The organism is Enterobacter sp. R-1.6.2 (assembly GCF_035064085.1).
GTDB classification, from domain to species: domain Bacteria; phylum Pseudomonadota; class Gammaproteobacteria; order Enterobacterales; family Enterobacteriaceae; genus Enterobacter; species Enterobacter asburiae_B.
Genome location: NZ_JASEYI010000062.1, coordinates 1 through 4,958, shown reverse-complemented (window position 1 = coordinate 4,958; position 4,958 = coordinate 1). Strand labels below are relative to the sequence as shown.

Below are 4,958 nucleotides of genomic sequence, written 5' to 3'. Positions count from 1 at the left end.
GGTAAAACTGGACATATCAGGTATCTGTCCGGTACCTGTTCCGACATTCTTCGTTGCCGCTGTTCCCAAACCAAGGTATGTGAGAACGTCAGCAACCGTTGCTTTGCCGACGATGTCCCGACCAATGCTGGATAATGCTGTTAAAGCGGCAGCATTAGCGGAGGTGAAATATGGGAGTTTATTGGCCCCTCCGACCAGACTGGAAAGCGCACCCAAAGTATCGTTAAGTGGGGCATAAAGTTTATTCAGCGCAGCTAACAGCTGGCCTGCAGTCGATTCTGGTTCCATTGCCGCTGCTGTTAGAATCGCAATCAGCTCACTTTGTGTATCGCGGATAGCGGCTTGTTCATTATTCAGGTGTTCAGCATCAACTATGGTTCCCAGCTCACCAGTGAGCGGATTACCATCATGGAAAAGATTATCCGGTGTCTGCACCGGTGGCATTAAGGGCCGCATTATTCATTCTCCTGATATGCGAAGTAGCAAAATGTATGAGCTGGTTTGAGATCGCGGAAGACTTCTTCAATAACCGGATCACCAAAGGTAGTCAGGCGCTCACCTGCAGCTGAACTGCCTGCACGAAAGCGATAGGATTGCGTTCCTGAGTTCTGAATATTGACGCGCCAGACCCAGATAATGTCTTCAACCCAGAGGCGATCACCGGCGCGGTTAACTCCCGCCCTGAAAGGTTGCGGTTCATCAATTGTGATGATGTAGCCAAGGTTACTGGCCAACTGAGTAAAGTACGGAATACTGAGACCACCAACCTCGGCCAGTTTGGCCAGCACACGCTGCTGGCGTTGCTGGTATGTCGCACCTTCAGCAGGAGTAAGGTCCAGGACGCGTTCCCAGTCAGACAAAAGGCTGCGTGCATAAAATGGAGTAACTCCACCTTCAACAAGCCCTGCAGACGCATCGAGAGTCTCAAAAACACCTGATTCAGATCGCAATGATGCATCAAGCAGAGGCTGGCCCGGACTGTACGAAACGAGTGGCAGCAGACGATTTAACAGCGTGAAGTAGCTCATAGCAGCTCTACCTCCACATTTCCTAATCTAAGCCATTCGACTTTCGTGGAATCGATTACAGGCTGAATATTTGCGGATGGTGTAACGATGTCATAGTCGGTAATACCAGGAATGAGAGAAATCAATGTCCCCGCCTGGCTGCGAATAAAAGCCACTCCCGGCTCACGGCGCGAGTCATCGTCCTCAAGCGTTCCGGTGATAGCCTGTTTGGCTGCGGCGAGGGTGATGCCTTCCAGTGATACCTTTACGAGCACGTCAAATGTACGGATGGCAGGCATGAGAACCAGCGTGTTTTTTGCTGTAACAGGCCGGACATCGTCAATGTGAGCCTGTGTCCTGTCGATCACATCCTGAGAAGGCAGCCCACCTGCAGACGTGATCACAACATCAACAGTACCCAGCCCACGACGCAACGGGTAAACATATGCGGCGGATACGCCGGATACTTCCAGGGCCCAGCGTTTGTAATCATATTTATTACCACCTGCAGGAGGTCGGCGAATGATTTCTAGCAGACGGGCAAGCAGCTCCGCATCAGTTTCCTCATCCGTACCGCCAGTCATCAGACCTACGGTCACTGTGCTGTCAAACCCGTCAGGTGTAGTGGTCAGCGTTGCCGATGTGACTGAGGTGGTGTTACCCGCAGTCCCTGACAGTGATGACATGGCATTTACGGATGCTTTTCCATCCGGCCCGATAGTAATTTCTTCGGTTGTTGTCCATGAAACACTGTCGCGTTTGAACACAAGACCGGCGGCAGCTAAGGCTCCCGGTTCGCCGGTAAATGTAGCGGGCCCGGAGGCGTTATTTGCTGCTTTTTTACTTAAACCACGTAAGCGGGCATGCAGATAGAGAAATTCAGAATCAGCTGTATCCGGGAATATCTGACGGACTATCCATCCCTGATGCTGATAAAGCCCTTCGGCAACGCTGGCCACACTTGACGCCCGGACATACCAGTCGCTGTCTGGCCCCAGCTTGTCATCTGACAACTGCAGGAGATTTTTGATATCCCGCAGAATGTCGGTGCGAATTTGCGCGGCATTTTTGGTAATGAATGGCATCAGCTGACCTTAACCGGAAATTTCCAGGTCTGCGGCGTTCCGCTCGCGGACGTGACGATTATATGAAGCAGCATCCAGCCTTTTTGCCAGTGCTCTGCAGTAATGGAAATAGACCGGGCGCGACCGTCATCAATAATCGGCTGCAGGGCCTGCTGCGAATACTGCACCGCGAGTTTCTGAACGCGGGACACATCCTTTTCGCGGCGCAGTGTATGTAAAAGAGAGCCCAGTGCTGGCTCAGCCCACCATGAGCCAAGGGGCGTCATCAGCCTTAAATAGACGGCATTCGCTAAAGTGTCTGAGCTGTCGCCGGTATAATCGCCGGTCGTTGGGTCAATCAACATTTCCATGCCGTAATACTATCGGCATGGAAATTTAAATTATCGGTGAAGGGGTTCAGTGGGTATTGCTTTTGAAGGAGAACTTACGTTACCACAAATTACATTTGCTGATTAGGTTTCTGCGTTGTGCCTGCATCGCCGCCGTGGTTGTGGTCGTGACCGTCATAAGTCTCACGCATGGTGTTCAGCGTAGATTTCCCGTCAGCGACTTCATTACTGCCTTTCAGCAGTGGTGTATCAAAATCTGCCCGCTCTGAGGCTGTGGTTTTATACGTTTTTGTATTAACAATATGCTCTTCGGTATTCACGATATGTTTTTTAGTATTAACAATATATTCATCACAGTTCACTTCAATAATTTTCCCGCGCTTCAGGATAATGTTGCTGCCTTCATCCGAATAAATGGCAAGCTCACCACTTTTCAGGCTCTTTAGCCTGTATGAAGCGTGTTCCGTGGCAATAACCACGCTATGACTGGTGCGCCCGTTCAGCGGGAGCATAATGGCTTTAGTGCCCCTGGGCGGGTTGGATGTAAAACCGTATTGCTGGAACATCTCCACATCCTGCAGGGACTCCGTAGCCAGACCTTTACCCTGAATGGTCTGAATATCACCGCCGCTGTTAACCCTTATTAAAACGCCCCTGAAGGCCTGTCTTATACGGTTTAACGCCGTGTTAATACGCGAATCAATTTTGCTCCACATCGATAATCTCCAGCTCTTTATTTACCTTGGCGCGGCGTTTACGTGATTTCCGTTTTTTCGGATAAGCATCCGGTATCCATATTCCATCCTCTTTGAGACGCAGGGTGGTAATGGTGTTGTCTGGCCGTCCACCTGAAAACTCTCTTCCCATGAGGAAGTAAATGTCATCAATGCCATGTGACTCGCTTCGGACACGGATACGCTGGCCCGGTTGCCATAACTTACCGTTCTCCATGCGATGGCCTTTAACAATAGCTGTCAGATCAAACCCGTTCAGGCGGGCATCGGCCATGGCCTTTCTTGCGCGATAATCAACCTGTGCCTGGTTATCAGCATCACCGGCAACCATAATTTGCGGACGGTAAAATGGTACGGTACTGTCCCGAACGGTGCTGCGTAAGCCATGAAAGCCATTCTCTGCAGAGCCGGTGCTGTCATAAATATCATCGGCATCATCGTCGTCTTCTGCGTCAGCGCTCTGGCCATCAACGTCAATAACATCGAGCTTCCCGGATTTTTTCCCCTGACCGTGTCCCTGTGCCAGCATTGTCAGTTCAGAGAACGCCCCGGTAATGGATGACCGGTCACTGAGATCGAGGACGTTGTTTCCCCGACCGTCACGATTAAGAATCAGCGTGGCCACCGAGTCTTTTGTGTAGTCCGGCCCACCAATAACCAGCGTGCCATCTGGCTCAAACCATGGCCATAACCCGCGTGCAGCAGCTGCACGCTCAAGCGTATCCCACGCACGTTCTCCGGGTTCAACGCTGACCTTGTCATTACGCAGGGAAGTCTCAGCCTCAATGCGGATGTTTGTCACCCCCAGCGGCCTGACTACCTGGGCGATCACTTCTTCAAGACTGAGCTGACGGGAGGTGAAAACTGGTGAAGCGCAGTCAACAAGCACGGCAGCGCCATCGCGACCGGAAAGCGATAAAGAGACCTGCTGACGGGATACGCGGCGCTGAACCACATCCACCCGACCGGACATCACCACATCATTACCCACCCTGACCAGTACCGGCACACCTCGTTTAATGGCCGCCGGAAAAATACCGTCAGGCAGCCCAAGCGTTACGCTCCAGGCATCGGAGGGGATCAGAAAATCGGAGTCAATCTGATAGCGGCTCCATGCACTGTGGATTTTGCCATCAATAACCAGGCTCACCGTATTCTGCGAATCTTTATCTTGAGTAGGCATTCAGAATGTCACCGGCTTTGATGTTGTTAGGATTACGTAATGTCGGATTAAGGCGCAGCAGCTCGGCGGCGCGGGTGTAGTCCTCGTACCACAAGTGGGCCAGCAAATGCAGGTTGGTGTCGGACAATATCACTCGCGTCGTCAGTGGCGGTCTGCTGGTAATAACGGCTGCGCCCAACTCCTGAACAGTCAGGGCAATATCCTTGAGGCTTTCAACCACGGGTTGCCATGTCACGCCACCCGGTGTTTCACCGGCGCTCACGTTTTGCGTATCGGTAGCAAAGGTGTCCCGCGTCTGGTCGATTGCCGTCTGAATGGCCGTCCTGGTGTCGTTGGTGATCTGCTCAATATCGACAGGCGACAGAATATCGCTGATGCTGCTGTCACTGAGTATGTCGGAAGCATCAAGCGCCAGCTGGATTGCAACCTGGATTTTTACCGCCGTTACCAGCTCAGTGATATCAGACGTTGATGATCCCGCCGGAACGGTGACGGCAACAGTCTTTTGCCCGGTCACGATTTGCTGAGGTAATGCGGCCACCTCGGCTTTGTTGAATAAATCAGATTTCGGGTAAGTCTCCCCCGTAGCGGGTTGTGTTTTCAGGCAATACGCACGCTTT

At 51.9% G+C, this 4,958-nt stretch carries 5 protein-coding genes and 2 pseudogenes; all 7 read right to left on the bottom strand.

Annotated features, from left to right (window positions below; all coding sequences use genetic code 11):
* Positions 1-456: pseudogene (locus tag QMN93_RS25425) on the bottom strand (hypothetical protein); the annotation flags it as partial.
* Complete coding sequence (locus QMN93_RS25420; RefSeq protein WP_096218656.1) at positions 456-1,028, bottom strand: YmfQ family protein; 573 nt, start codon at positions 1,026-1,028, stop codon at positions 456-458. The pseudogene QMN93_RS25425 and the gene QMN93_RS25420, both read right to left, overlap by 1 nt.
* Positions 1,025-2,092: a baseplate J/gp47 family protein gene (locus QMN93_RS25415; protein WP_060570681.1), complete on the bottom strand. Its 1,068-nt coding sequence runs from the start codon at positions 2,090-2,092 to the stop codon at positions 1,025-1,027. Before QMN93_RS25415 ends, QMN93_RS25420 begins: the two co-directional genes overlap by 4 nt.
* Positions 2,092-2,442, bottom strand: a complete 351-nt coding sequence (locus QMN93_RS25410) for a phage GP46 family protein (protein WP_060570682.1) — start codon at positions 2,440-2,442, stop codon at positions 2,092-2,094. Before QMN93_RS25410 ends, QMN93_RS25415 begins: the two co-directional genes overlap by 1 nt.
* An 89-nt stretch (positions 2,443-2,531) precedes the next feature.
* On the bottom strand, positions 2,532-3,137 hold the full coding sequence (locus tag QMN93_RS25405) for a phage baseplate assembly protein V (RefSeq protein ID WP_060570683.1): 606 nt from the start codon (positions 3,135-3,137) through the stop codon (positions 2,532-2,534).
* Complete coding sequence (locus tag QMN93_RS25400) at positions 3,121-4,338, bottom strand: phage baseplate assembly protein (RefSeq protein ID WP_060570684.1); 1,218 nt, start codon at positions 4,336-4,338, stop codon at positions 3,121-3,123. The genes QMN93_RS25405 and QMN93_RS25400 overlap by 17 nt, the downstream gene beginning before the upstream one ends.
* Positions 4,322-4,958 (bottom strand): annotated as a pseudogene (locus QMN93_RS25395) (multidrug DMT transporter permease); the annotation flags it as partial. The pseudogene QMN93_RS25395 and the gene QMN93_RS25400, both read right to left, overlap by 17 nt.

Coding starts and splice junctions, on each gene's coding strand:
- QMN93_RS25400 (WP_060570684.1), bottom strand. CDS start 4,338: ATGCCTACTCAAGATAAAGATTCGCAGAATACGGTGAGCCTGGTTATT.
- QMN93_RS25405 (WP_060570683.1), bottom strand. CDS start 3,137: ATGTGGAGCAAAATTGATTCGCGTATTAACACGGCGTTAAACCGTATA.
- QMN93_RS25415 (WP_060570681.1), bottom strand. CDS start 2,092: ATGCCATTCATTACCAAAAATGCCGCGCAAATTCGCACCGACATTCTG.
- QMN93_RS25410 (WP_060570682.1), bottom strand. CDS start 2,442: ATGGAAATGTTGATTGACCCAACGACCGGCGATTATACCGGCGACAGC.
- QMN93_RS25420 (WP_096218656.1), bottom strand. CDS start 1,028: ATGAGCTACTTCACGCTGTTAAATCGTCTGCTGCCACTCGTTTCGTAC.